The sequence below is a fragment of the Pseudoalteromonas sp. SR43-7 genome, assembly GCF_014163785.1.
GTDB classification, from domain to species: domain Bacteria; phylum Pseudomonadota; class Gammaproteobacteria; order Enterobacterales; family Alteromonadaceae; genus Pseudoalteromonas; species Pseudoalteromonas distincta.
In genome coordinates, this window is sequence record NZ_JACJDY010000003.1 from 22,112 (window position 1) to 44,651 (window position 22,540).

At 36.6% G+C, this 22,540-nt stretch carries 20 protein-coding genes; 9 read left to right on the forward strand and 11 right to left on the reverse strand.

Annotation, left to right across the window (positions count from 1 at the left end; genetic code table 11):
* Positions 1-36: 36 nt before the first annotated feature.
* Both H5087_RS02745 and H5087_RS02750 read right to left on the reverse strand, forming a co-directional pair.
* On the reverse strand, positions 37-258 hold the full coding sequence (locus tag H5087_RS02745; protein ID WP_007375621.1) for a hypothetical protein: 222 nt from the start codon (positions 256-258) through the stop codon (positions 37-39).
* Positions 259-464: 206 nt separating this feature from the next.
* Complete coding sequence (locus H5087_RS02750; protein WP_182671077.1) at positions 465-1,238, reverse strand: undecaprenyl-diphosphate phosphatase; 774 nt, start codon at positions 1,236-1,238, stop codon at positions 465-467.
* 236 nt (positions 1,239-1,474) lie between these two features.
* Between H5087_RS02750 and H5087_RS02755 the strand changes: the two genes are divergently transcribed.
* Genes H5087_RS02755 through H5087_RS02765 form a run of 3 tightly spaced genes read left to right on the forward strand, consistent with a single transcriptional unit; the run spans position 1,475 to position 3,596 of the window.
* The gene (locus H5087_RS02755) at positions 1,475-1,762 is read left to right on the forward strand and encodes a hypothetical protein (RefSeq protein ID WP_182671078.1); all 288 of its coding nucleotides are present in this window, start codon (positions 1,475-1,477) and stop codon (positions 1,760-1,762) included.
* Positions 1,759-3,354: a PepSY domain-containing protein gene (locus H5087_RS02760; RefSeq protein WP_182671079.1), complete on the forward strand. Its 1,596-nt coding sequence runs from the start codon at positions 1,759-1,761 to the stop codon at positions 3,352-3,354. The genes H5087_RS02755 and H5087_RS02760 overlap by 4 nt, the downstream gene beginning before the upstream one ends.
* A complete protein-coding gene (locus H5087_RS02765) occupies positions 3,351-3,596 on the forward strand; it encodes a hypothetical protein (RefSeq protein WP_024597364.1) in 246 nt (81 codons plus the stop codon). The genes H5087_RS02760 and H5087_RS02765 overlap by 4 nt, the downstream gene beginning before the upstream one ends.
* Positions 3,597-3,605: 9 nt before the next feature.
* Here the strand turns inward: H5087_RS02765 and H5087_RS02770 are convergent, their stop codons facing one another.
* Complete coding sequence (locus tag H5087_RS02770; protein ID WP_182671080.1) at positions 3,606-4,442, reverse strand: patatin family protein; 837 nt, start codon at positions 4,440-4,442, stop codon at positions 3,606-3,608.
* A gap of 167 nt (positions 4,443-4,609) precedes the next feature.
* Between H5087_RS02770 and H5087_RS02775 the strand changes: the two genes are divergently transcribed.
* A complete protein-coding gene (locus H5087_RS02775; RefSeq protein WP_182671081.1) occupies positions 4,610-5,482 on the forward strand; it encodes an SMP-30/gluconolactonase/LRE family protein in 873 nt (290 codons plus the stop codon).
* A 239-nt stretch (positions 5,483-5,721) separates the two neighbouring features.
* On the opposite strand, the gene H5087_RS02780 is transcribed toward H5087_RS02775, so the two are convergent.
* Positions 5,722-7,161 carry a diguanylate cyclase domain-containing protein gene (locus H5087_RS02780; protein WP_182671082.1) on the reverse strand — a complete coding sequence of 480 codons (1,440 nt, stop codon included), beginning with the start codon at positions 7,159-7,161 and terminating at the stop codon, positions 5,722-5,724.
* Positions 7,162-7,358: 197 nt separating this feature from the next.
* Between H5087_RS02780 and H5087_RS02785 the strand changes: the two genes are divergently transcribed.
* Positions 7,359-8,252, forward strand: coding sequence for a cation diffusion facilitator family transporter (locus H5087_RS02785; RefSeq protein ID WP_182671083.1), 894 nt, complete (start codon positions 7,359-7,361; stop codon positions 8,250-8,252).
* 54 nt (positions 8,253-8,306) lie between these two features.
* Here H5087_RS02785 and H5087_RS02790 read toward each other — a convergent pair whose 3' ends face one another.
* The gene (locus H5087_RS02790) at positions 8,307-12,806 is read right to left on the reverse strand and encodes an EAL domain-containing protein (protein ID WP_182671084.1); all 4,500 of its coding nucleotides are present in this window, start codon (positions 12,804-12,806) and stop codon (positions 8,307-8,309) included.
* 166 nt (positions 12,807-12,972) lie between these two features.
* Between H5087_RS02790 and H5087_RS02795 the strand changes: the two genes are divergently transcribed.
* From H5087_RS02795 to H5087_RS02805, 3 genes are all read left to right on the forward strand, one after another.
* Positions 12,973-13,524, forward strand: a complete 552-nt coding sequence (locus H5087_RS02795) for an isochorismatase family protein (protein WP_182671085.1) — start codon at positions 12,973-12,975, stop codon at positions 13,522-13,524.
* A gap of 147 nt (positions 13,525-13,671) precedes the next feature.
* Positions 13,672-15,138 (forward strand): methyl-accepting chemotaxis protein, encoded by a 1,467-nt coding sequence (locus H5087_RS02800; RefSeq protein WP_182671086.1) that lies wholly within the window; start codon positions 13,672-13,674, stop codon positions 15,136-15,138.
* Positions 15,122-15,646, forward strand: a complete 525-nt coding sequence (locus tag H5087_RS02805; protein WP_182671087.1) for a DUF6436 domain-containing protein — start codon at positions 15,122-15,124, stop codon at positions 15,644-15,646. Before H5087_RS02800 ends, H5087_RS02805 begins: the two co-directional genes overlap by 17 nt.
* Positions 15,647-15,706: 60 nt before the next feature.
* Here H5087_RS02805 and H5087_RS02810 read toward each other — a convergent pair whose 3' ends face one another.
* Entirely contained in the window at positions 15,707-16,264 is a 558-nt protein-coding gene (locus H5087_RS02810; RefSeq protein WP_182671088.1) for a TMEM165/GDT1 family protein, read from the reverse strand.
* A 342-nt stretch (positions 16,265-16,606) separates the two neighbouring features.
* Here H5087_RS02810 and H5087_RS02815 point away from each other — a divergent pair, with 342 nt between their 5' ends.
* Positions 16,607-16,801: a (2Fe-2S)-binding protein gene (locus tag H5087_RS02815; RefSeq protein WP_002960627.1), complete on the forward strand. Its 195-nt coding sequence runs from the start codon at positions 16,607-16,609 to the stop codon at positions 16,799-16,801.
* A 66-nt stretch (positions 16,802-16,867) separates the two neighbouring features.
* Here H5087_RS02815 and bfr (H5087_RS02820) read toward each other — a convergent pair whose 3' ends face one another.
* The 5 genes from bfr (H5087_RS02820) to H5087_RS02840 form a co-directional block, all read right to left on the reverse strand.
* Positions 16,868-17,332: a bacterioferritin gene (gene bfr / locus H5087_RS02820; RefSeq protein WP_002958984.1), complete on the reverse strand. Its 465-nt coding sequence runs from the start codon at positions 17,330-17,332 to the stop codon at positions 16,868-16,870.
* A gap of 12 nt (positions 17,333-17,344) precedes the next feature.
* A complete protein-coding gene (bfr, locus tag H5087_RS02825) occupies positions 17,345-17,815 on the reverse strand; it encodes a bacterioferritin (RefSeq protein ID WP_002958985.1) in 471 nt (156 codons plus the stop codon).
* A 272-nt stretch (positions 17,816-18,087) separates the two neighbouring features.
* Positions 18,088-20,223, reverse strand: a complete 2,136-nt coding sequence (locus H5087_RS02830) for a TonB-dependent receptor (RefSeq protein ID WP_182671089.1) — start codon at positions 20,221-20,223, stop codon at positions 18,088-18,090.
* Between the two features lie 72 nt (positions 20,224-20,295).
* Positions 20,296-21,366, reverse strand: coding sequence for a PepSY domain-containing protein (locus tag H5087_RS02835; protein ID WP_182671090.1), 1,071 nt, complete (start codon positions 21,364-21,366; stop codon positions 20,296-20,298).
* Between the two features lie 102 nt (positions 21,367-21,468).
* Positions 21,469-22,347 (reverse strand): cation diffusion facilitator family transporter, encoded by an 879-nt coding sequence (locus H5087_RS02840; protein WP_182671091.1) that lies wholly within the window; start codon positions 22,345-22,347, stop codon positions 21,469-21,471.
* Between the last annotated feature and the right edge of the window lie 193 nt (positions 22,348-22,540).

Below are 22,540 nucleotides of genomic sequence, written 5' to 3' on the forward strand. Positions count from 1 at the left end.
AACTGCGAGTAAGTTGCTCGCAGCTTATTGTGTATATTAGTACGTTGAGTTTGGTGTGTACTCAGGGTTGATATCGCCGCCTACTTCCTCTGGGTCAACATCGTTAATAAGCAGTGTTTCACGTACAGCTTCAATGTGATCAAGTACGCTTTGGTAGCGCTCGCCATATTCATACTTTGTCACTTCAATCGCTTTAGGCATGTAAGTAAAAGCTATTTTTAGGGCGTGGAGTGCTTCTTCGTTTATTTTTTCGCTCATAATGTTCTCTTATGTGTAGGCTATGGCTAACCTGAGTTCTGGATAATAAATCTATCTCAAGCAGCTATTTTTAGCGCTAACTACGTTGAATTTCCTTGCAATAGACCAGCTATTGACGCGTAAATTCACCTTGTTTTCACCAAAAATTTCTAGCTAGAGAGAAACAGACTTAAATATCGTTATTATTTATAGTGTTTTTAAATCTCTTAACCAGAATTTAGGTTAGTTAATAAAATAACACCAAATACGATTCGGTAAAGACCAAAACTAACAAAAGTGAAATTTTCTAGAAAGCGTATGAATAGTTTAATAGTAAAATAAGCCACTATAAAAGACGTTAAAAAACCTACAGCAAGGGCAGTTAGGTCATCTAAGCTAAACAGTTGGTAATGTTTAAGTAAGTCGTACCCTGAGGCTGCTGCAAGTACAGGTAAACCAAGTAAAAATGAAAATTCAGCGCTGGTTTTTCGGTTTAAACCACACAACATGGCACCAACAATAGAGCTCCCAGCACGACTAGTCCCCGGAATTAACGCAAATACTTGTGCTACGCCAATCCAAAGTGCTTGTTTATAAGTAACTTGGGTTACATCGGTAGTTGTGCAGTGAGCCTCTTTATAACTGCGCTCTAATAGTAAAAAAATCACACCGCCTACAATAAACATAACACCTACTACCGGTACGCTAAACAGTGTTTTTATTACATCACTAAATATAAAACCAATAATGCCCAAAGGAATAAATGCAATGGCAACTTTAATCCATAAATTAAAATGTTTAGGGCTGAACTTATCTTTATAGTTAGCTAGTACCGCTAAAATGGCGGCAAGTTGGATAATGACTTCGAAGGCGAGGTTAGTGTCTGTTGATTCAATGCCTAACCACTTTGACGCTACAATTAAGTGCCCAGTTGATGATATGGGTAAAAACTCTGTTATTCCTTCAATAATACCTAAAATAATCGCGTTAATTATATCCACGGTTTACTGCTTCCTGAAAAATTAAAAAGCCCGAACTCGGCTTAACTGAAATGACGCATTACTGCGTACCTAAATTGCGAGGCGTAGCATAAAAGCTCTTAAAGCAAACCAACAGTATTTTTAGAATTAATGTGTTTAATAAATTGCATTAAGTGTTAAATGCACAATATAATAACAATTGTTATCATTTGCATATACTGTTTTGTATATGTTTGGGCAAATTTAATGAGCGAATAATGCATAATAAAAAAACGTTTACAGCTACACGGCGAAGGCACCTAATTGCATGTGTGTTAGCGCTAATTACTGCGGTAATAATGATTCCGGGTATGACAACTTATTTACCGTTTCAAATGAATGAACAAATATTACTGCCTATTTTACTCTTTCCTGTTATTTGGACTGCGTTGTTTATTTATGCGTATTTGGCGCAAAAGGTATGGCAACCGTTTGTTGTAATGATTGCACTGTGTGTATTACATGGTTTATTGAGTTTTTGGGCGTTAACGCAGGGGCAGGGATGAAGTCGATTACTTTAAAAAAGCTATTTTTATTACATAGCTGGGTAGGAATTATTACTGCTGTACTGCTATTTATTGTTGCATTTAGTGGGGCGTTAGCAGTGCTGTCGCGACCTGAGTTAAAAATATGGGCAAATCCAGAGCTACAATCTAGCCAACACGTTGCCAGCGCGCAAATTAATCGACTAGTAAACGAATACCATAAACAGGTGCCTAGTGAATTTGGCGAAAACATTCATGTGTTTTTACCAAGTGGACATAACTTTCATTTATTAACGTTGGTATTTGAATCCCATCATGGCGATGAAAACTATGACCAAGAGGTGGCCAGAGTATTCCAGTTTCATCCGGATACTTTGGCGCTGGAAAATACTTACTATGGGCCTAGTAAAGAGTTTTACGCTAATAAAAAAACAGATGCGCCAACCTACATAGGTGAGTTTCATGCAGATTTGCATTTAGGGCGACCAATTGGGTTAATTCTCACTGGTTTTTTAGGTTTAACACTTTTAGTAAGTGCAGTTACAGGCTTGTTTATTCATCGTAAATTGATAAAAGAGCTCTTTACGTTTAGGCGAGATAAAGGATTAGATATTGCAGTGAGCGATGCTCATAAGGTCATAGGTATTTGGGGCAGCGTATTTAATATTGTAATTGGTTTTACAGGATCATTTTTAGGGCTTGCGACCGTTATTTTATTACCAGCTGCTGCGTTTGTGAGCTTTGGTGGCGATCAAGATAAGTTAATAGAAACGTTTACCGCAATTCCTGAGCCGGTAGTTAGCCACATTAAGCAACCTACAAAAATAGACACTATTCTAGACAATGTTCATAGTCGTTACCCTGAAGCAATAATTAGGGATGTCACAATAATGGCGCATAACGATGCGAATGCGCAGGTGTATTTGCGTTTGTTAGGTGGCGAGGCAGTTGCTTCTCAATTACTGCATTATAAAGGCAATGGTGAGTTTGTGCAGTCGATGAGTAGTTTTGGTGATATTTCCGGTGTTTCGATAAAAGTAATTGAGTTGATGTTTCCGCTGCATTTTGGGAACTTTGCAGGGGTGTTTGTAAAATTACTTTGGGTATTGCTTGGCTTAAGTACTGCGCTTTTACCTATTTCGGGCATGATGATGTGGCTAGCAAAGCGTACACGTGGCAGTAGCCCGTCGCTGAGTGTGCAGGCATATGCACGCTGGAATCGTTTTATTATTGGTAGTTGTGGAGGCTTGGTATTAGCAAGCTTTGTGTTATTTCCTTTGCAAGTTGTACTTAATTATACCGTTATTGGTGTGGCGCAAAATAGCTTTTTTGGACCCGTGTTTTTTTATACGTGGTTGGCATGGTTACTCTCAAGTGTATTGCCTGTAGGTTATAAAAACTATTTTAAGCTGACTCTTTTGCTATGCGGCGCTTCGCTTGCTTTGGTGCTGCCGCTCAATATTATATTTGGCGTGAGCAATGTTATTAACCTTAATAGCTCGCTTGCCGCGATAGTAGATATAAGCTTTATGGTGGTGGGTATCGCGTGTATTTTTGGTGCCTTAAAAATAAAAAACACACAAAAATTACAAGCAGAGGTACAACCCGCATGAACGAACTACTAATTATAATTGCCATGGTAAGTCTATTATTAATGATGCTCAATATACGCAAAAACACACTCACAATACCTACTAAAGCTTTTTTAAGTACACTGCTATTTAGTTTAGCGCTGATATGCTTTATGAGTGTTTATGGTATTTTAGGCGGTGCAATATGCACCGTTGTAGGAGCTATGTTAGCAGGGTTACTAACTGCAGTTATTGCGGGTAAAGCGCCGCAATTATTAGGGTGAAAAATGCAGTTATTTAGCTAAAAAGGCCTTAGCAGCATCAATCCCCATATTGTAACCACTATTAAGTATTTCAAACTTTTTAGTGGTTCGGCCAACTTTAAAATTAGCTGGTGGAGCAATAATATTGATTTTGCAGTCATTTGGTGGATTCATAATAAAATCGATAGACTTATTATAAAAATTAGCCCTATCTAAGGTCGCTTGAACTAATGCAGGATAGTTTTTATACATTTTTTTAGTAAGCCAAGGTGCCTTACTTGGCTTTTTACGATAGCCTAAACATTGAGACAAAATAACAGTTATTTCGCGAGCGCCCATTTCGTACGCTTTTATTACCGGAATTGAATCCGCAACCCCGCCGTCTGTCATCGCTATGCCATTAATAATAGGGTAGTCACGGTATGCAATAGGTATAGCGCACGATGCTTTTAATTGATCCACCATATCGTCGCTGGTGGCTTTTAAATAGTGTGCTTTGCCCGACTCGATTGCCGTAGATACAATATAAAATTCGTGTGGAGTTTGTTCAAATACCTCTGTATGAAGGCGTATTTCGCGAATAGTTTCTTGCCATAACCAGTCTAAATCAAATAAATGACCACCTTTAATAAAGCGCGCTAAATTAATGAATTCAGGACGACATGAATAGTCGGTAATTACTTTATAATTTCGCATTGGTTGTTTGCATAAAAATGCGGCTATATTAGTTGCTCCAGCTGAAACACCAAAATAGCGTTCAAATGGCTGGTATTGCTGTTTTAAAAACTCATCAAGCACACCTGCGGCAAATATACCGCGCATTGCACCGCCTTCAACGACGAGTGTGTTTTTATTATTGTTGTTCATGGCCAATCCTTTTTATGAAATTTGATGTTATCAACTCAGTCTAAAAAATGCGATAGAGATTACTGAAGATGATAAAAAATTAAAGCCGGGTACACATCGCGAAATTCACTGTTTTCTGGTAAGGTTTAGTATTACAAGGCTTTGTTAATAATAAAGAATAACTACTTATGTTTGATCCTAGCGTAACCATTTTTGAAAGCACACAGAGTCAGCTTGCAGAAAGTCCTCTTTGGCATCCTATGCTGAACACTTTTTTTTGGGTCGATATAAATAAAAAATTACTTTTAAGCAAAAATATACACAGCAAAAGCCAACTAAAAACCGTGAATATGCCCGATACGCTCAGTGCAATAGCGTGGATTGATGAGCAGCACTTATTGCTAGGGACAAGTACTGGTATATACAAATACCATATTAATTCAAGCACTCGCCATCTTATTCTTAATATTGAAAATACACAGCTAAATCGACGTTCAAACGACGGCCGTGCTGATCCATGGGGTGGCTTTTGGTTAAGTACAATGGATGTAAATGCTAAAAAAGGGGATGGTAAAATATACCGTTATTATAAAAACCAGCTTAAAGCCGTTGTAAGTGGTTTGAGTATCCCAAATGGATTGTGTTTTGATAAGTCCCGTTTACGCGGTTATTACTGCGACTCTTTAACGAGTTGCATTTATGTATTAGATTTGGATGAGAAAACTGGTGAGGCTTGCGCTGAGCCACGTGTTTTTTATCAATTTAATAATACTGATGTTGACCCCGATGGCTGCGTAACCGATAAATTAGGTAATTTGTGGCTAGCTGTTTGGGGAATGGGATGTGTTATGTGTTTATCCCCAAGCGGTGAGTTAATTAAAACAATAGAGCTTTGTGCATTAAAACCGACGTGCACCGCCTTCGGTGGTGAAAATGCTGAGTTACTACTTGTTACATCGGCATTTGATGAAGCGATTAATAATACTGTTGGTGAACAAGGCGCTGTATTTCAGATCTCCGGTATAAAAAACGGGCAGTTTGAGCCGCCAGTTTTACTGTAACTTGTACTTTTCAGTGATGATTAGCTTTTAGGCGTAACCCACATAACACCCACTTCTTTTTTAGTTACTAAAGCCTCAGTACCGGCGATAATTGGTTGCTCACTTTCAACGCCTTACTTAGCTTACTACGCGTAAATCACTGAGTAGTTGTATTGTTTATAATTTCAGGTGTATGGATTATCACTACAGCAAACTTTAAACCACTAAAACTCACTGCAGTGCGCCACCTTAGTCGGTTTTTAAAAACTAGCTATTTTATTTCTGCCTGTTTCTTTTGCGTTATAAAGGGCTATGTCGGCGTTAGTTATAACCTCTTTGGGTTTTGTTTTGTGATTGGGTATGAAACTATAAAACCCAATGCTTAAAGTGAGGTATTTACTGACAGTTGAAAAGTTATGTTCAATTGCGAGTTCTGCGATTTTTTCCTGAATAAGAACAGCAAACCTTTGACAGTGATCTGTGTCGACTGCAGGTAAAACTATCGCAAATTCTTCCCCCCCGAAACGAGCTGCTAGATCACCTTCCCGTTTACAAATATTGTGTAGCGCTTTGGCCACTCGCTTTAGCACTTCATCGCCAAGCTGATGTCCATAGTTATCGTTATAACGCTTAAAAAAATCAATATCACACATAATTAAACTAATGGGTTCCTTATTACGTGCACAGCGCTTAATTTCGCATTTTAAAGTCTGATCAAAACAGCGTCTATTAGCAATGCTTGTAAGGCCATCAGTATTGACTTGTTTATTGAGTTTTTGGTTGGCGTTAATGAGTTGCTGCTGAGTTTGTTGAAGCTCTTGTTTATAATTTAAATTTTTGAAAGCATTAGCAAGCATTTCACCTACTAACCTTAGGCGAATAAGGTCTAAATCTGTCCAATCTCGCTTTTGAACAACACAATCACAGCCAATAAAGCCAACCAATTCTTTGTCATAGCGTAATCCAATGCAAAGTACCGATTTTATTTCTTGTTGCTGGAAAATCGTTTTTTCGCTCATTGCTTGAATGGGGAGCAACGTTACATCATTCACTCTGAATAAGTGGGTACGGGCCATCGAACTAAAAAAATAAGGGAGGTCGCTTTTTAAAAGGTTTTGTAAGTCGTCTTTAAAAGCTTTGATACCATCATTGACCCATTCGTGAGTGTTATTAATAGTTTTACCATCTTCGGCAAACTTAAAAAGATAACTTCTATCGGCATTGCAAACCGTACCGACTGCTTTTAATGCATAGTTGATATGCTTATCAACATCGTCATTTTGAATATCAATTAAGTCAGTTGAGATGTTCGATATAATATTATCAAAATCATATTGTTCATCCACGTTGTTATTTAATATATCGATAATAATAATGGAGTTTGAATTAGGTAAATTTGCAAATTTTACGTTGAGTAGCAATTTGGATGATTGTTTCGATAAAATAAACTGGCATTGGTTATTTGCCGTAAAATAATCAAAGAATAGCTCCTCGATCAACAGATTTTTTTTACTGTGATGATTGGTTAAAGTGATGTGTGAAAAATCAGTTTTATAAAAATGTGATTGGTCTTTTAAGTCAAACAACTCCTGTGCCTGGCTGTTAACTTTAAATATATCTTCATTTGCATCATAAAGTAATACACAAAACGGCAATAACTCCAAGTTTTGCCATGCTTCTTCTGATAGGTTATTACTCACTCAACTCTCCATGTGTCCAAGCCATAATTAAATTCTTTTTCTTTACTAACTATTAGCACATTTTTTTTGATTTACTAAGTTTTTAGTGCGTTTGCGGGCAGTACGTATTATAATTGATACTGTATATCATTACCCATTTCTACTCTAAGCCATCTTTGGCTTATTTGCACTTTAAGTATAGGTTATTCAAGCATTTCATGACAGAAATCACTACACACCAAGCTTCTCGTCGTCGGTTACTCATTGCGCTAGCAATTACGTGTTCGTTTATGATAATTCAGGTTATAGGTGCTTATTATTCTAATTCGCTTGCTGTTCTTGCTGATGCGGGGCATTTGTTTGTTCACAATAGCTCGTTATTCATCGCACTGATAGCATCAAGTCTCGCTATTCATTTTGCCAAAACCTATAACGATGGCCATCAACGAGCAGAGCTTTTTGGTGGCCTAGTGAACGGGTTTTTATACCTAGCAATCAGTTTAATTATTTTGTATGAAGGTGGTGAGCGCTATATACACCAACATGAAGGAAATGAGCTGGCTATCAATAGTTATTTAATGTCGGTTATTGCTGCTATTGGTTTTTTATTTCATGGGGCTGCTGCATGGGTTTTATATAAAGGCCGCAAAGCGAGTATTAATGTGTACGCGGTATTTTTACATTCATTCTTTGATCTGATTTCTACCGTATCGACATTTGTTGCCGGTATTCTTATATATTTCACAGGCTGGGTTGTAATCGATATTTTATCGAGTATGTTAATTGCTTCTTTCGTATTATTCACCGGTATTAAGGTCATAATTAGTTGTATAAAAGGTTTACGCCTAAATAAAGCGAAACTTCCTAAAGTTACTGATATTGAAAGTAAAATTACAGATATGGAACATGTTCATAATGTCCATAACGTCACTGTAACGCGCAAATATAATGGTATTGTAGTAGGCGCACACGTTGTACTTAAACAACATTGTACGATTGAAAAACATGATGAAGCGTGTCGTATGAAGGTAGAGCAATTATTAGCCGAAAAATTTAATGTACGTAATAGTGTATTACAAATTGAAAGCCATGAATGCCATCATATCCATTAATAGCATCTAATTAATATAAAAGCGTGTAATAATGATTAGCACGCTTTTAATGTTTCAAATCAAATCAATGATATTGCTAAAACAATCGCTTTTACGTAAGTCTTTAGCATTCATTGGTTTTGCAAAGTAATAACCCTGTAATACATGGCAGCCAACCTCGGCTAAAAAGAGCATCTGTTCGCGCGTTTCTACTCCTTCTGCAATGCAGTATAGATCTAAGTTTTCTGCCAATGAAAAAATAGTTTTAATAATTGATTCATCTCCCTTATCTATACCAATACTATTTACAAAGCTTTTATCTATCTTAATAACATTAATAGGGAATTGGCTTAAGTAAGTGAGAGATGAGTATCCTGTACCAAAATCGTCAAGTAGTAATTTAAATCCAGCAGCTTTTAGGTTTTGCAGCTGTTTGGCTGCTTTAAGCTTATCTTCTAATAAAATACTTTCTGTTATTTCCAGCCTTAATTGTCTTGGATGAACTTGAGAGTCCGCTAATATAGCCATTAACCGCTGTGTTATGTTTGTTTTTAAAATGTGTTTAGGCGATAAGTTTAAAGATATATAAAACAACGGGTTTTCGCTGAGTATAGGCGTAAGTTCAATTAGTGAACGGTGCAAGGCTTGCTCAGTAAGAAGTTCTATTAAACCGGTTTCCTCAGCTACAGGAATAAAAAGAGCTGGAGATATTAACTGGCCTTCATTTTTCCAGCGCATGAGTAACTCCACGCCATTTATTGTTTTCTCTTTTATGTCGATAATAGGCTGGTAGTGATTAAAAAATCGGTTGTCTTTTACTGCATCTTTTAAATCATTTTCAAGCAGTAACTTTTGTTTTATTAGCTCATTCATTTCATCGCTAAAAAACTTAAAGTCGTTTCTCCCGCCTTGCTTAGCGTGCATCATTGCAACATCGGCATTACGGATGAGTATATCTGTGGTTACAGCATCGAATGGGTACAGAGCTACGCCAATACTTGCTGAAATATTAATAGAAAAGTCTTCAATAATTACTTTATTAGCTAATTCATTACTAATTTTTCTTACGGTATCGCGAAGAGATTGGAGTGATTTTATATTTTGAATCAGCACTAAAAATTCATCACCACTTTGGCGGCCAAGTATAGCGTCTTCGCTAAGCATGCCGCTTACTCTTTGGGTAATATTACATAACAACTTGTCACCTACTGCATGACCAAAAGAGTCATTAACAGGTTTGAACTTATCTAAATCAATAAATAATAATGCGCATTGGGTATTGTTTTTATCGGCATATTTAATCGCCTTTTCAATGTTTTGATACATTAAACTACGATTAGGTAGATGTGTTAGAGGGTCAAAATTAGCCAAATAGCGCAGTTCGTTTTCAGCACGTTTTTGTTCAGTTAAATCTGTAATAACAATCACATAGTAACTTGCAGTGTCTTTTGTTACAGCTGTGGCACTTATATGTATTGGGTGTTCGTTATTTCTTGCTGTTCTTATATAAACATCATTTTGCCAGTTTTCAGTTGGTTTTAATTTTTTTAAAATACTAGCAAACTCTCTGCACTTATCTTTACCAATTGCTTTAATAAACAATTTAGGGCTAATTTTGGTGGCCGTTTGCTCGTTTGAAAATGTTTCAATAAAACTATTGTTCGCAGAAAATGGCATTAAACGCTTATCGAGTATAAGTAACCAATCGTTTATTTGGCTAAACGCTTCACCTAAAATTTTTGCTTGTTGCTCATTAGCTCGTTGCTCGGTGATATTGGTATATATGCCAGAAACATATAGAGGCTCATTTGTTTGAGGATCGTATATAACTTGCCCTGTATCTTGATACCAGAGCCAATGGCCATTTTTATGCTGTAAACGGTAAGTTGCTTGCCAGTTTTGTTGTTTTTTGTACTTGAAGTAGTTTTCCCATTGGTTTTCAAAACGACGTCGATCGTCTGGGTGTATAAGCGCTAAAAATTGATCTATATGCACGCGTTCAGGTAAGTCTGTATAGCCTAATTCACTTCCTCTGAGCGTATTTACGGAAGCGTCTTTAAAGTTATAATCCCATACGCCGCTTTTATTATTTTTAAGCGCGAGTTCTGTTTGCTTTTGCGAATGAATAGTCGCTCTATGGGCTTGTTCAATTGCAACTTGGCGGCTGCGGTATTGCCAAAAAATGAAAAACAACACGGCAATTATTAAAACTACATAGGCGACAATAGCAAAGGGCGACTTCCATGGTGCGTAGGCCACGTTGATATTAAGTGTTGCAGGTTCGCTTGTAACAATACCATCGCGATTATGTGCTGATATTTTTAGTGAGTAATTACCAGGTTGAAGCTTTGTGAAAAACACTTGATTAGATTGTAAATCTTCATATGTAAGAGACGCAGGCCCTGAAAGGATTACTTTATAATATGCTTTATCAATATTAGGGTAAGAGAAGTTAGAAAAGCTAACCGTCAATCCCATGTCTTCATAATTTAATTCAAGTGGTTTGCTAAGGTATTTATGAGGATTGTAATTGAGTTCGCTAGTAAGGAGGCTAATATCAGTAATGGCTAGATTACTTTTTTGTAGTTGTTCATTTTCATTAAAGTCTATCGGGTCAAGAAGTAAGGCTCCAGCATTGCTACCGAACATAAGCCTGCCATCGCTTAGTGTTGCTGCCGCTATTGGTGTAAATTGGTTTATATTCAAACCGTCTTTTACTGAAAAACTCACTACATTGAGAGTATCTAGGTCTATTTGATACAGACCATTGTCGGTACTTGCCCATAAAAAGCCGTTTTCATCAGGAAGTAGTGAATAGATAGAATCAGTATTAAACGAATTTTTTAATCCTATATAGTGCTTTCTTTCATAAGTAACGGGGTCAACGCCGAGCAAACCTTCGTGAGTGGTTGCTAACCATAAAATGTTTCGTTTTGAGTCTAAGTAAAAGTTTTCTACAGTGTAAAAAATATCTTCTTTAGGGTTAAAAGACTGAAATATAGTCGTTAAAGTTTTTGTTTTTTCGTTGTACCTAAGGAAGCTTTTTGATGTGCCAAGTACAAACTCTTCAGGATGTGTGTCGAGGTGTTTATAAAAAGCGTAAGAAAATAAAGGATCGACTTGCTCTTTGAGCCCCTTAATAATTCTTGTTTTTCCTGTTGTTTCATTAAAAACATAAAAATTATCATCTGACATAAATGCATATGTGTCTGCAGATAATTGGGCAAAGCCAAATAAGTTGGATTGGTTAATTACATCTTTTTCTGTGTCTTTATTTTCAATAATTTTACCCGTTTGTTTATCAAACAGTTTAAAACCATCGAAAGTAACAAGCCAAAGGAATTGATTATCACCAATTGAAGACGCAAAAATATCATAAACGGCAGATGCCCCGTATATTGCTTTTGAGTCGGTTGAGCTCAGATATACATCACTTTTATTTGTTGCTTTGTCGTACCGTGCAATTCCATCTTCTGTTCCTAACCAAATAATATTATTTTTGTCTTGGTAGGTGGCATGAATAGTATTGTTACCGGGTAAAGTAATGTGTTTAAACCGTCGGGTTTTAATTGGCCATGTAAACACGCCCTGGGTTCTAGATGCGAGCCAAAGTACGCCGGACTTATCAACCATTAGATCGTTTATTGAGTTTTCATTAATATTAAACTTACTTTTTTCATAATTTAATACGAATTCTAGTTCTTTGGTTTCGCGGTGATAACTGAACAATCCACTTTCGGTTGCTACAAACTCCCCGTAAACAGTATTGGCATAATCCCATATATTATAATTAGGAATTAAAGTTGTAATATTTGCTGCAGATATATTTTTGGTATTATCGAATGCTAATTGATACATGCCTTCAACAGTACCAACAAGTAATCCTAATTCATTATCAACACTTAAGAATTTGACGTTTACATTATCTATCGTATTTTTTTCAGGGGGATGAAGAGGTATTTTTACAAGTTCTGAATTATCTATATTTGCAGTGTATAAACCATCATTTGTACCAATATATAAAGTGTTTTTATATATTGTTAATGACCGAATGTAGTCACCTTTATTTGGCAAGATTAGCTTAAATGTGAAGCGTTTACTCGTCTCATCAAATGTATATATTTGGGCATCTATGGCGAAGTAAAAAGTACCTTGTTGCTGAGTCATTGCAGAGATCGGAGAGAATATTTTTTGTTCTTTATCTATTTGACCAGAATAGATTTTTTCGGTTTTTAAAGTGAGGGGATCTATTATATAAGCACCAGAAAGATCTGTTGAGACAATGATTTTTCCGTCTTCGGCTTTAAATAATGCATAAATATAGTGTTTATCTAGGCCAAAGCCGCCACTAAAAGTTTTTACATTATATCCATCAAAACGGTTTAAACCCTGTTGGGTTGCTATCCAAATATAACCAATATCATCCTCTTGAGTCTGCAAAACGTAACTTTGTGATAGGCCTTCGTCAGTAGAAATTCGTTGTAATTGCTGAGCATAGTTTTGTGATGCAAAAGTGCTTTGGATGCATAGTAAAAAAGTAATGGTGATATGAAAAAAAAATTTGCTCAAACGCACTTATAAACACTCTCAGTGGAAGATAGGATGATGCTTAGCTAGATAGTAAATATAGCATAAGTTTTTATTTTTTAATTACAAATAATATACATAACGCTAAAAGTTCTATTTATAAATAGTGAGCTACTCTATACAGATAATAGTAAATGCTTATAAGGAGAGTATAGTGGTTTTCTCTAATGTTGATGCAAAAAATAGCGTGTTATTAGTTATAGACTTACAAGAGTTGCTTGCTCCTGTAATTAAAGATTTTCCGAATATTTTAAAAAGCACATTGCAGTTAGCACAAGCGGGTATTATTCATGGCGTTCCATGTTTAGTAACGGAGCAATATGTGAAAGGTTTGGGCGAGACTAATCAGCAAATTAAAAATACGTTACCTAATGCCGCGTATTTTCATAAAACGTACTTTAGTGCGTGTGCAGAGCCTGGTTTTGTTGATACGTTAAAAAGCCATGGTAAAAAGCAAGTTGTTGTTGTGGGAACTGAAGCACATGTGTGTGTTTTACAAACATGCTTAGATTTAATAGAAAATGACTTTGAAGTTATTATTGTTTACGACGGAGTTGGTTCGAGAAACCCGCAACATAAAAATTTGGCGATTGAGCAGCTACGTCAAGCTGGAGCTGTAATTTCATGCGCTGAAATAGTAATTTTTCAATGGACAAAAAAAGCTGCTACGCCTACGTTTAAAAAAATACTGCCTATAATTAAGTAGACCGCATGTATATAATGTAAATTAAATGTATTATTTTTGATTTGTCGGTAGTTTATTATTGTGTTCAGTAAACTGAAACTCGTTTTAATACGTATATTGCAGACTGCTTTATAAAACAACAATGCAAACAACAATTTTAAGGTTCTTATGTCTAGTATTGGCCGGTTATTTACAATTATTTTTAGTCTTTTGTTTGTCGAATCTATCGCTATTGGCTTGTATTTCGACACATTAGCGCAGGCCTTTATGATAGGTTTGCCATTGTGTTTATTACCTATATGGCTTTTAAACACACAAGGGGATAGTCCTGTTACCCCGCATGTGGTAGCTGCCGCTATAATGATGTTTTCTTTTTTGCACATTCAACAAACTTTTGGGTTGATTGAAGTCCATTTTGAAATATTTATTTTAATGCCCATGTTAATTGTTTTTGTACAGTGGCGAGTGTTTATTACCGCTATTATTTTTGTAGCGGTTCATCATTTATCTTTTTATTATTTACAAACTCAAAATACGGGTTTTTACGTATTTGACCCTGATAGACTCGCTTTTACTACGGTGCTAATTCATGCTGGATACGCAATAGTTGAAGTATTAGTTGCAGGCTATATTGCAAAAACGCTGCAACGGGAACGTCGTGCGGGCTTATCTTTAAGTTATGCGACAGAACAAATAATGAAAGATCCTGAAAACATTAAACTCTCTCTTCGCGCGGATGACACTAAAAGCGAGGCTGTAGCAGGATTTAACACATTACTAGATTACTTATCTGATGTTATTAAACAGGTACAAACTCAATCAGAGTCATTGCAAAAAAACTCACAAGAGCTTATTGATGTTCACGATCAGTTAGCGAGTGGAGCGGTTCAACGTACGCGACAAACCGATGATATTGCTAATTCTGGCGCTCAAGTTGCCAATGGCTTTAAACTTGTAGAAGAAGAAAGTGAGGTGCTTAAGCGCCAAGTTGACCATATTACACAATCTGCAGGTGATGCATTAAAAGAGGTGCTTCAAACAGACGCTAAAAGTAGAGAGTTGTTAACACTGCTTAACCATACCGAAGAAAAAATAAATCACTTAGTGGCAGCGGGCGATGTTATTTCAGGACTTCTTAATGAAATATCAGGCATTGCTGAGCAAACAAACCTACTTGCTTTAAATGCCGCTATTGAAGCTGCCCGCGCAGGCGAACACGGTCGAGGTTTTGCTGTTGTTGCTGATGAGGTAAGATCTTTGGCCAACCACAGTAAAGCAACAACAGATAAAATTAGTCTTACATTAAAAGACCTTGTTAATAATAGTAAAACGTCAACGCAATCAATGAGTCAGTGTGTGAGTTTTGTAGTTGATTTAACAAGTATTAGTGCTGCAATGAAAGAGAATATTTCAGCAATGAGCGAGCAAATAGCCGCAGTATCTTCAAGCTCTGACTCAGTTGCACAAGTGGTAGCGGAGCAGGCAGGTAATACCGAGTTAATAGCAAGCAGTACTGATACTATGCGCCAAAATCAGTACCAAGATACGCAAATAGTGCAGCAGTTAACCACTAAGGTGCAGTTAATCGATGTAAGTATTGATGTATTAGAGCAAAGCATTGCCAAGTTTAAATAAATCTAACTCTTTTGTATTTTCGCTTATAACTATATGGCTTGTTTGTGTTGTTGCAGGGTTAGTTTATTTTCAGTTAGAGCAGCTTAAACCGTTTGATAGCTCAAAAGTTTTATTGCAAAAGCACTGGTTTAATAACTTTAAAAAGCAATTGGACTGGGTTGACACTAATGAAGCGTCGTTAGTGCTTATAACTGAAAAAAATTGCGGGTGCACCATACAAGCCAAGCCGCATATTTCATCGTTAAGCTCCTTTGCTGCCAATAAAGCTATGAAGGTTGTACAAGTTGAATTAACACCAAAGCTTAAACTTGTTATTCCGGCAACGCCTGCCGCCGTTATTATTAATAAAAACGGTGATTTTGTTTATGCCGGTCCTCTCTCCGAAGGGTTAGCGTGTGCCCAGGGAAGTGGCTTTGTTGAAACTGCGGTCACTAATTTAGCTGCTGGTTTTAACTCAAATCTCTTAATTACACAAACCAAGGGATGTTACTGTGTAAATAATGCATAAATAACGTATCGATAAACTAAAGCTCGCACTTAAATCAACAGTTGCGAGCTTTAATATTGATTAAATTGTAACTAAGCCATAAATACCTAATGACACAAACACAAAAGCAGCAATAGCACGTACGGTGTTTAGCGATATTCTTTTTAGTAGTGCATTTCCGGCGTATATAACAGGCACGTTAGCAATTAACATACCTAACGTGGTTCCTACCGTAACCCAAAACACAGACTGATATTGTGCACCTAACAACACCGTCGCTATTTGTGTTTTATCACCAATTTCTGCAATAAAAAATAATACAAAAGCGACTAAAAAAGCCCCGTAGCTATCGTATTTACTACTTACATCTTCGTCTTTGTCTGGAACTAATAGCCAAAGGCCAACAAAAATAAAGCTGATGTTTACAAGCCAAGGTAAATATTCAGAAGAAAAACTATTACTTAACCACTGCCCAAACCACGCTGATAGGCCATGATTGAGTAAAGTTGCGGCTAAAATACCAAGAATAAGTGCGCCTTTATTACGAAAACGGGCAGCTAACAGGAGCGATAAAAGCTGGGTTTTATCGCCAATTTCGGCAAGAGTGACAGTGACGGTTGAGGTTAAAAAAACTTCCATTATTGATTCTTACAGGCGGGAATACTAAACCAAGGCAAACAACTATCTCCCGCCATGAGGATAGTGTCTACCTAGGTCTCGCCGATAACGCTTGCTACAACATTACAAACTTACCATGCACATGAGGTGCAATTATGTTGATAAGTTTACTCATTACTGAGCGGGCTACTCCCCTAAGAGGCGGCCATTATTCCATAACTTTATTTTTAGGTAAATATAGTTAAGAGAACAAATACCATATTCTAATAAATAATTTATATTTATTAGTGAAGAAGCTATTGATAACAATTGTCGTTTAGATTAGTATGCATCTATTGATTGTAATTAACACGGTTTGTATTGATGTATATTTGTCTTTGTCACGGTGTGACTGATAAAAAAATTGAGCAAACAATTGACGATGGTGCAACGACCATGCGTGAATTAACCAAAGAGCTTAAAGTAGGCAGCCAATGCGGTAAGTGTTGTGGTTGTACTAAAAAGATCCTTAATCGCAGACTTATTCAAATTGCGGATGTAACGGATCAAGTTGCTTAATTACATATAAAAATTTAGATATAAAAAAAGCAGCTTTTTAGCTGCTTTTTTTATGCTTGTTACTATTTACAGTTGAGACTGCAAGTAGTTTTTAATACCCGTATTTTTAATAAGCAATTGTTGAGTTTCTAACCAATCAATTTGCTCTTCTTGCTCATTTAAAATGTGATCAAGGGCTTCACGGGTAATGTAATCTTTTTTACTTTCAGCCAGTTTTACAGCACTTCGTAACTCGTCAATAGTATCGAGTTCAAAGCTCATATTAGCAGCAATCATTTCTTCGCTGTTTTCACCAATACGTAATCGGCCTAGGTCTTGAAGATTTGGTAAGCCTTCTAAAAACAAAATACGCTCGATTAAACGATCGGCGTTTTTCATTTTTTGAATTGATACTTTGTAATCTGCTTTGTCTAATTGAGTGAAACCAAAATCTTTAAACATGCGTGCATGTAAAAAGTATTGATTAATACCAACAAGCTCATTAGCGAGTACTTTATTAAGCGCTGCAATTACGTCTTTATCGCCTTTCATAGTATGCTCCTACTAAGCCATTTGTGCTTGATGATAATTTTCAGAACCAATTTTATCAATTAGACCAAGTTGTTGCTCTAACCAGTAAACATGGTCTTCTTCGGTATCAAATAACAGCTTTTCTAAAATGCTACGAGATTGATAATCTTGTTGTTCTTCACATATTGCGATTACGTCTTTAACACACGCAACTACTTCAAGCTCTAGTGTTAAATCGTTTTGCATCATGCTTTTTACATCGTTACCGATAAGTAAATCACGGCGCTTAGTCATATTTGGTACACCTTCTAAAAACAAGATGCGCTTAATAAGCCAGTCTGCGTGATCTTTTTCTTCTTCCATTTCGTGGTTAAGGCGCTCGTATAGTTTGTTTAAACCCCAGTCGTCATACATGCGCGAGTGTATAAAATACTGATCGATTGCTGCTAATTCGTTAGCTAACAATGTATTAAACGCATCGATTACTTTTTGATTACCTTTCATGATAAATCGCCTCAACTATTTCAATTGTATGCAGTGTAGTACATATAGCCTATATTGCAAGTTTTCTCTATAAAAATCATTGCGTTACTATTGGTTTTGATTCTTATTTAAGTTTGCGTTACTGCTTGGTTTATGGACAGTTTTTTATTTGTATTAGTATCTGAGAATGATTACTAGAGGTATTTATAAACAATAAGTAGAGATACTGCTTTTCATATTATCTTTTTAAATAAATAGGCATGCTGATGCCTATTTATTGAGTCTATTACTAATTAAAACTGGTATTTAGCACCTAGGGTAGCCGTTGTGCCTAATCCTTTGATGTTATAGCCGCCGTAAGTGTAAGATTGTGCGCGGGCAGGGTAGTAATCGCTATTGAACAGGTTTTCGATACCAAAATAGCCACTCCAGCTGGCGTTAACATTGTATTGGCCACTTAAGTTAAATGTGTTGTAGCTACTAACAGGGCCTTGATCGCCAGAGTATTGGCCCTGTGCATTTTTATCAAAACGCTTTCTGTCGCCTACATATAAAAAACTCATTGCAAGTGATAACTTTTCGTTGGTTTGCCATGTTAAATTAGCAGTGGCTTTCGGCGGGCTGATTTGTTTTGCCCCTAAATATTCATCCGCTTCGGTGTTTTTACCTTCTACGTAGCTGTATGTAGCACCTAATTTAAGGTCTTGGTTAATAGTATAATTAACTAAACCTTCGTAACCCCATATTTCTTGAGGTGCGCGTACGGGTTCGTAAACACCCGTTACTTCGTTAAATTCATTACTGGTGCCAAGCTCTGAAGTACTTCTGTACAGTGCAAATTCAAAACGAACGTTTTCAAACTGTGAAGTAAAACCAACTTCGTAGTTGTCAATTATAGATGCTTGTGTCTGAATAAGTGCAATATCGTCAACGGTTGCAGCGCGAAGTAGGCGACCAATATCAGAAATGTCAGAGCCCTGTGAATAACTAAAAAATGGGCTGAATGCATCTATTAAATTGTATTTTATGCCTGCGTTATACGTTGTAGCGTCATAGTTTATGGTATCACCACGCACATTTAATGGTACTGAACATTGCGATACGGTTTTGCAAAGTTTTAGCGTTTGGTAGTCACTTACACTCAAATCAATGCTTTCGTTTCTTACACCCGCTTTTACAATAATATCGTCGTTTATTACCCATTTAGTTTGTAAAAAGCCAGCCACACTTTTCATGTCCATTTCGGGCACCCATACACGGCCATCTACTAAAGGTTGCGATGTTTTATCGTTTAAGGCATCAATACCGTAGATTAAGGTGGCTGTTACGTTTTCAAAATCAAACTGACTATTAAATGTAGCCCTTGCACCTTGCTTGTCTGATTTAATAACGGATTGGCCACCGGTATAGCCTTCATCGAGGTTAGCTAGGTTAGTGGAGAAAAAGAATACGTTTTCTATATCTTGTTTATAAAGATCGAGGGTCATTTGTGTGTTTTCAAACAACGCGTAATCAACATATTTTAGGGTTATATTTTCGTTGCCATCGGGTCCTTGCGGCTTACCTTGTTTTTGAAGCTCTAAGGGGACATGTATAGCGTATGTTTTTTCTCCTATATTACCATCGCCAGTAACATCGCCTAAATCAGTTTTTTGCTGTGAGCTGAAATAGTTATAGCTAAACTGCAGTTGCTTTTCGTCGTCAAAATCATAAGTTAGTTTGGTAAAATAGTTTTGAGTTTCAGAGTCTGATAAACCATATTGTAAGCCTAAAATATCGCCCTGCGCATCGCGTTGTACGCCGTTTTCTTCATAGCTTGCCGTTAACAGGTAGCTTAGTTGGTCGAGCTTACCGTTTACTGCAGCCGCTATTCTGCCGCCACCACTTTCTGCTAACTTAACAGCGCTAAAGCGGCTTGAAATACTTATTTCACCTTCAGGTTTACCATCACTACGCGCTTGTTTTGTTATGTAGTTAATAATGCCACCTGAGGCACCATTACCATAAATAGACGTTGCGCCTTTTATGACTTCAATGCGCGCTATGGCACTTGCATCAAGTGTTTTTACGCCTAAAGAACCATTACGAAGAGGGGTTGATTGCGGTACGCCATCAATCATTATTAGAGGCGCACGGCCGCGTAGTGTTTGTCCTGAATTACTTGAACTACCAGTATCTGGGGCAAGCCCTGGAACCATTTGCGCGAGTAAACTTCCCAGCTCTGAGCTTACTTTTAAATGCCGTTGTATTTGTTGCTGATTAATAACGGTGATCGAGGCTGGTACTTCGTCAATGCTTTCTGATATGCGGCTGCCTGAAACAATGACATGCTCAAATTGATCAGAATTGTATTCATTTTTATTATTTTCATTTGCTAACGTGTTAGTACTTATTGCAACAGCAATAAGGCAAAGCGAAGTTTTTAACATGGGGTGTCTTAGTCGATAATAATTTACGTAATGGTAATTATTATCAACTAATGACGCAAGTGTTAATGAGATTTATTTCCATTTATGGCGTTTTAACCAAAAATATACACCGCTTACAATAAATAATGCGAGTGAAAGGGCTATTAATAACCATAAAAACTGCACGATAGGACCTGCAAAATCACCAATGTGAAACTTATATTTGAAGTTCCATGCTTGTGTTGTGAAGTTTGTTTTACTGGCGTCAAATGAGTTTAATACTTTACCCGTAAATGGGTTAGTCCAAACCCAGCTGTAAGCGTGACTTTCGCCAGGGTTTTGCATTCTCAGTGCAATTGCTTCGTCATCCTTTTTAGGTAAGTAAACTCTATATAATTTACCGTCTGGAAATACGTCCTCTGCATTTTTAATTGCTTCATTGTAGTTTAAAGCAGCTTGAGAAGGGGTTATTACTTTTGGTGCTTTAGGTCTTTGTTCTACCTTGTTTAAGGTCACAAATTCTAATACCGATTGAGTTTGTGTTTTCCAGTTAAATGCCATACCAGTAAAGGCAATCAGCATAAGCGGTATAAAAAAGTAAACACCAAGCACTGTATGTAATTGATACATGAGCACTCTAAATTTGGCTTTTGGTTTTATAGCTAAACGTTTAACTCTGTTTTTGGGCTTTACCCATAAATAAAAGCCCAGTAATACATTTATTAAAAGTAGCAATGCACATACTGACATCCAATTTCGAAAGGTTTTTTCACCTTTACTGTTTTCAAATAACAGCCAACGATGTAATCCCATAGCAAACCCATAAATCGTATCGGTTGATTCATAGATGTTTAGTACACTCCCAGAGTAGGGGTTAACACTGGCGTAGTGTTTATTGGCTAACCGAAATTGCCATGCTGCGTTTGGCGCTTGTTCGGGCATAAAAAAGGTGATTTTTTGCTTAGTTTGAGCTTGTACATTTTGTATAAGTTCATCGTAATGCATTAAGTTTTTTTGGGGTGTTACTTGCCATTTTGCAGGCTCTATTAGGTGCTGTATGTCTTTTGCATAAATCATAACAGCACCGGTTAGGCTCACTATTAATAAAAATAGTCCGCTAATTAGGGCAAGGCCAAAATGAATTCTACGTAACCAAAGTTTCAAAAACGGTATCTCATTATGAGTTAATGACAATATTGTAAATGATAATACGAGCTGTTTTCAATTAAATAGTTATGTATTTGGTTTAGCTTGTTATTAAGAACATTAAATTAGGCTTTTATTCGCGATTGGTCGGATTTCTATTATGCAATTTTCGATATTAAAATTGTTGTGTAAAAAACTTTTAACTGCGGCTAAATCAATTACGTGCTGAGTGCTAATAATAAGCTCGCAATAATTTTCTTTATCGTCTAGTTGCCAAAGCTTGATGCTCATTACCGATTCGATATTAAATTCATTACTAATAGCATGTGATATTGCATCTGTATCAATATTGCTAGGCGCTGCTTGCATTAAAATTTTGCAGCTTTGCTTTAATAGTAAAATGCCATGATAAATTACATAAAGAGAAATAAGCACAGTGGCAATTAAGTCAACGATATACCACTGGTATAAAATAATTAAGGTGCCCGCAATAATAACAACAATAGATGCCATTGCATCTGATACGTTATGAATAAAGGCCGCTTTTATATTTATACTGTGATTTGCGCCAGCTCGGTAGGTTAAATATGCGGTTGCTAAATCAATAATCAATGCTATTGCTGCCACCCACACAACTATCCAACCATTGATTAGTTGAGGGTTTAAATAGCTCGAAATGGCTTCAAAAATTAAATACACACCAATTAATATCAATGTACTGCTATTAAAAAGTGTGGCAAGTATTTCAGCGCGTTTATAGCCAAAATGATGAGTGGTGTCAGCAGGTTTATTACCAATTTTACGTGCAACGAGCGCGATAAATATAGCGGCAGCATCACTTAAATTATGAAGTGCATCGGCTATAAGTGACAAACTGCCCGAAAATACCCCGCCAATAACTTGGGCTACGGTTAGCAATACATTAATAACCACAGCGACGGTTAGCTGTTTATCGCTCTGGTTTTCGTCTACATGACTATGTGAGTGATCGTGCGCCATAATGACCTCAAATGTATTAATTGAATATTGCTTATATCATGGCTGGTTTAAAACCGCTACAGATGTGGTAGCGTCAATAAATCTAATTATAAGTTAGTAATAAAGGCGTATATTTTAAAAAGTGTGAATTTAATATTGTAACGCTAAACACCCATTTTTTAAGGAGTTTACCGCTCAAAACTTGCGTCTTTAT

Excerpts from the sequence above, each read along its gene's own strand:
- H5087_RS02745 (WP_007375621.1), bottom strand. The coding sequence starts at position 258 with ATGAGCGAAAAAATAAACGAAGAAGCACTCCACGCCCTAAAAATAGCT.
- H5087_RS02755 (WP_182671078.1), top strand. The coding sequence starts at position 1,475 with ATGCATAATAAAAAAACGTTTACAGCTACACGGCGAAGGCACCTAATT.
- H5087_RS02760 (WP_182671079.1), top strand. The coding sequence starts at position 1,759 with ATGAAGTCGATTACTTTAAAAAAGCTATTTTTATTACATAGCTGGGTA.
- H5087_RS02765 (WP_024597364.1), top strand. The coding sequence starts at position 3,351 with ATGAACGAACTACTAATTATAATTGCCATGGTAAGTCTATTATTAATG.
- H5087_RS02770 (WP_182671080.1), bottom strand. The coding sequence starts at position 4,442 with ATGAACAACAATAATAAAAACACACTCGTCGTTGAAGGCGGTGCAATG.
- H5087_RS02775 (WP_182671081.1), top strand. The coding sequence starts at position 4,610 with ATGTTTGATCCTAGCGTAACCATTTTTGAAAGCACACAGAGTCAGCTT.
- H5087_RS02785 (WP_182671083.1), top strand. The coding sequence starts at position 7,359 with ATGACAGAAATCACTACACACCAAGCTTCTCGTCGTCGGTTACTCATT.
- H5087_RS02800 (WP_182671086.1), top strand. The coding sequence starts at position 13,672 with ATGTCTAGTATTGGCCGGTTATTTACAATTATTTTTAGTCTTTTGTTT.
- H5087_RS02810 (WP_182671088.1), bottom strand. The coding sequence starts at position 16,264 with ATGGAAGTTTTTTTAACCTCAACCGTCACTGTCACTCTTGCCGAAATT.
- H5087_RS02815 (WP_002960627.1), top strand. The coding sequence starts at position 16,607 with ATGTATATTTGTCTTTGTCACGGTGTGACTGATAAAAAAATTGAGCAA.
- bfr (WP_002958984.1), bottom strand. The coding sequence starts at position 17,332 with ATGAAAGGCGATAAAGACGTAATTGCAGCGCTTAATAAAGTACTCGCT.
- bfr (WP_002958985.1), bottom strand. The coding sequence starts at position 17,815 with ATGAAAGGTAATCAAAAAGTAATCGATGCGTTTAATACATTGTTAGCT.
- H5087_RS02830 (WP_182671089.1), bottom strand. The coding sequence starts at position 20,223 with ATGTTAAAAACTTCGCTTTGCCTTATTGCTGTTGCAATAAGTACTAAC.
- H5087_RS02840 (WP_182671091.1), bottom strand. The coding sequence starts at position 22,347 with ATGGCGCACGATCACTCACATAGTCATGTAGACGAAAACCAGAGCGAT.